The following is a 4708-nucleotide window of genomic DNA, read 5'->3' as shown; positions in this document are numbered from 1 at the left end:
GACTGGGAGATCAGCGAGTTTCTGGCGGTGAAGGAGCCGTTCGTGGCTCCCACGTTGGCGCGGCCGGTTGAGTCGTCCGGGTCAGAGCCGTCCGGGTCAGAGTCTGAGTCTGGGTCAGAGTCGTCCGGGTCAGAGTCGGAGTCTGAGTCTGAGTCTTTGGACCTGTCGCCCGGTTCGTTGCCTGGTCGGCCGGCGGCGATGGAATGGGGCCCGGCCGGCTCTGACGCAGACGGGCAGCCGTCCGATCCAGCGGAAACTGACCCGTTTGGTGTTGACCCGGATATTTCTGCCCTGTGGGATAACCCGCCGGGGGAGGCAGACTTTTTCAATATGAGGACACCGGAGCCCGGCTTGGGGTGGTTGCCGCCGGGCTGGCAATCGGAAATGATCGAACAGTTGTCAGCCGTTGCGGCCGCTGACGAGGCGGCATTCCGGCAGTGGGCGGACGAGGTGTTCGACATCGATCCTGCGCTGTTCGGCCAGGGAAAGTCGCCGCACCTCGCCTTCTACAAGTCGGTGTTGAACGCCTACCCGGAACTGCTTGCGCAGGAGGGCGTTACCGACCTGCGTGGAGCGCGCGCGTGGGCGACCCACCGACTGGCCGTCGACCTCGCCAGGGGTGATGAGTCGAAGTTCAGAGAGCTTCTGCCGTATCCGGAGAGCGTGTCCCCGCAGCGCCGGAAGGCCCTGCACCGGCTCTGGCTCGGCAAGGTCGGGAACGCCCACGCCGACGGTCACGACATCTCGCATGTGATTCCCCATATCTTCGCCGGGGAGTTGGGCGCGCCGATGCGGGTCCACCATGCGTTCGGTGCCCCGTACGACATCGGCCCGCCGCCGGTTGCCGGTGTCACCCGGCAACCAGTCGTCTGGTTGAACGGCGCCTACATCATCGTCCAACCTCGTGACCCACACGATGACCGCATCGCCGCCCGCATCGCTGAGGGCTTCTCGCGGCCATCGGTGACCGACCAGGTCCAACAGGCCACCTTTGAGGAGGCACTCCGTCAGCTGCGGGAGGAAATCGACGAGGCGGAATCGAATCTGAATCCGACCGAGATCTACGGGCTCATCCAGCAAGACACATTCCACCGCAAGCTTGCGCTCATCCGTCAACACCCCATCTCCCCCCGCAGCCAGGTCCGGGAACTCGCAGAAAACCGCCGATACCTCCGTAGGCTCTACCTCCGCAGCCGCAACGTAGACGGCGGCTGGAAAGACCAGAACTCATGGCAACTCGAGGACCCATTCACCATCAGCTTCACCGCTTCCGTCGGCGGTGACTACCTACCAAGTTTGATGGCCACGCTGGGCGGCAAGCCGGAACGTCTCGCCGTTGTAGACGACGTGGCCATCGCGGGCGATGTGGTCTATATGAGTTTCGGGAAGCTCAACGGAGTAGGCGTCGGTATCGTCAAAATCCGGTACACCGTGGACGGCGCTATCTACCGAAAGGTCCCCCGCGAGTTCACTGACGACGAGCTGCGCGCCCTGAGGAAAAAGGTGCCCGGCCGGGAGTGGGAACTCGAAGACCGATGGTTCTCCGAGGACTTTTACCACATGGAGTTCCGTGTGGACAAAAAAAGGAGGCTGTCCCGTCGCTTCGGACATGGTCAATTCACTATCCCGAATAGCAAGATGGTCGACGGAAGTCCGTTCACCTTTCCGGCCGACCTGAAGGAGGTCATTCTCCGGCTCGGGTATGGCATGGATGATCAACCCTTCGGCGTCGTGATTATCCCGGCCGACAAGAACATGACCGGACGGACTCTGTACCTGGAAATGGACCCTGCCCCCACCGCGGACGACATCAAGGGAATGCGCAGTTATGCGCTGTGGGAACGAGATGACCGTCGTTGGTTCCTTTTCGATGAAATATCTGCCAGTTCCGAAATGTGGTCGCACAAAGCGTTGCCCGGCCTGGACATAAGAATCAATGGTTTGGCCAAGACGTTCGATGGGAGGGAGGTGGATCTCTCTCGGGGCACGGAAATCAAACTGCGGGTAGGACGGATGGAGGCGTCCGGACCGGATGCCGGCGCAAGGGTTCTCTCCGAAAACCTTTTCGCCGTGGTCGGGGCGCCGTTGGTCCCAAGACCGGATTCGCCGGCGCCCGAACCCGAATACGTCTACCGGCTCATCGAAACAACCGTGCAAGGCAAAGAGGAATTCGAGGCTCTCGCCGAAACGCTCAAGCATCGAGAGGAGCTGGCGCTGGGGCGGCGGGGTCTGCAGCCCGCACCAGACCCCCAGCCCTCGGAGCCAGCCCCCGATGCGCTGTCCGACCTGCCAGCGGCGATGGAATGGTCCGGCCCGGCCGTTGACTCGGCGTCGCGGCTGGAGGGCTCCGCGCCGGTCGGGCCCTCGGACCTGCAGGGAGGCGTCACCTCCGCCGGCTTGGTCGACGTGGCCTCGGGTGGACTGCTGTCCGGTCCTGCGGGAGATTACGACCTGTCCGGTTTTGACCCGGGGATTCTTGACGCGGGGGAGGGGTCGAATTCGGGGGCGGGGGCGTATCTGTCGACGTCGGCGCTTGGTTCGGGGTTGTCGCTGGAGGGCTCCGCACCGGTCGCGTCGGGCCCGCTGGCAGGGGTGTCATGGGTGGGCGGGGCGGACCCGGGGCCGAGCGGGGCGATGACGGCCGGTGGGTCCGGTGGTGTCGCGCCGGACTTGCAGCGGAGCGTGGACGCGGCGATCACCCAGTTGTCGGCCGGGGTAACCCGTGACCAGGCGACAGAATTCGAGCAGTGGGCGGACAAGGTCTTCAACATCGATTCTGCGCTGTTCCGCGGGGGGGCGCACCTCGCCTTCTACAGGTCGGTGTTGAACACCTACCCGCAGCTGTTGGCGCAGTGGGGCGTCACCAGCGTGGAAGGACTGCGCGCATGGGTGGTCCGTCAACTGGCCGACGACCTTGCCCGGGGTGAAGAGTCGACGTTTAGAAAGATTCTTCCGTATTCGGGGGACGTGTCCGAGCAGCGGCGGAAAGCCCTGGAACGGATCTGGCTCAGCACGATCGGAAACAACCAAACCTTGGATTACGACGTCGCGCTTGTGCCTCTCCATGTGCTGGCCAAGGAGTTGGACCAGCCGATGCAGGTCCACCATCCGTTCGGGGCCCCGCACGACATCGGCCCGCCGTTGGTTCCCGGTGTCACCCCGCAACAGGTCCTTCGGTTGAAGGGCGCCTACGTCCTCGCCCAACCTCGTGGCCCACAGGATGACCGTATCGCCGCGGGCTTCTTCCGGCCCGACCCTGGCGAGCAGCGCCAACAGGCTGGGGTGTTTGAGGAGACACGTGGTCTGCTGCGAGCGGCAATCGCCAAGGCGGAGAAGAATCCCGACAGCACCTACTCGCGCATCCGGCGAGACTCATTCCACCGCAACCTCGCGGCCATCCGTCAACCCCCCATCTCCCCCCGCAACCAGGTCCAGGAACTCGCCGAACACCTCGAATACCTCCGCGACCTCAACAACCAACGCAGCGGCTGGAAAGACCAGCTCCCAGGGAACCTCGAAGACCCATTCACCATCCGCCTCCCCACCACCCCCGCGCGGCATGACAAGGACATAAGAGAGCTAACCCGCCCGGCCCCAGGGCTGCGCATCAAACTGAGCGGCAAGGACATAGTTCTCGGACATGTCGGTGGACTCTTCGGCCTGGGTGATGTGGTCAATATCAGTTTCGGGAAGGTCGGCGAAAAGGGCGTCGGGTTTATCGAAATCCCGTACACCGCGGACAACGGCGCTGGAAGCGTCATCTACCAACCGATCAACCGCGAGTTCACTGAGGGCGAGCTGCACAGTCTGAAGCAAAAGGTGCGTGCGTCTTGGGAACTCTACCCCCCATGGGAGTTCAGCGCTTCCTATTACATCAAGACGCGTCTGTTGCAACCCCGGAGAGAATTGGGCATAACCCTCGGCGGGGAGGGCGGGGCAGGTCAGGCCCATGCCACCGCCCGTCAGGGCCGTATCCCACAGGTCGAGGTGGCCGACGGAAGGAGGTTTGTCTTTCCTGCGGACATGAGGGAGGTTCGTCTCGAACTCGGGTATGACATCTTTGGTCGACCCATCGCGGTCGTGATACTCGAAGAGAACCCTATCAAGCAAACCCTGTACCTGGAGCTGGTCAAGCCCGCCCCCACCGTGCCCGATATCGGTCGGCTGCTGCAGACCGGAAACGTGCTGTGGGAGCGAGAGGATCGGTGGGATCTTTACGACGCAATATCTATCAAAGACATAATGTTGGCGGATGGCCGAATGCCTAGACCCCTGCGTCTTAGACTGGGCAATTCAGTCGACGTGTTGGGTGGCGGGAAGGTGAATCTCGATAAGGGAACGCCGATTACCCTGAAGGTAGGGCAATTGCCGCGGCCGGTCGGATTGGATGTCGCCATCGACATTTTCGCCGTGGTCGGGGTGCCGTTGGTCCCAAGAGCGGATTCGCCGGTGCCCGAACCCGAATACGCCTTCCGGCTCGTGCTCGTGGGTCTGGACAAGAGCATCGGCGAGTTCGAGGCTATTAAAGCCCAGATCCAGGCGCGGCAGGAGCGCAAAGAGCGAGCCGAGACGGGAACTGGGCGGGCCCCGAAACGTCGGCGCACCCAGGGTGGGTTGCCTGGTGGTGCGGCGGCGTTTGAGTGGGGTCGTGTGGGGGGTGGTTCGTTCTCGGGTGGTGGGAAGGGTGTGTTGCCGTCGGGGTGGGCGG

The 4708-nt window shown here is 63.3% G+C and carries 1 protein-coding gene; it reads left to right on the top strand.

Annotation, left to right across the window (positions count from 1 at the left end):
- Positions 1 to 156: 156 nt before the first annotated feature.
- Positions 157 to 4708 (top strand): hypothetical protein (locus tag ACZ6Q9_RS34100; RefSeq protein ID WP_396831407.1); only part of this gene is annotated, 4552 nt, incomplete at its 3' end.

The organism is Micromonospora sp. NPDC049139 (assembly GCF_055586845.1).
Note: the sequence above shows the minus strand (reverse complement) of the source record. Positions and strands in the feature narration are given on the sequence as shown.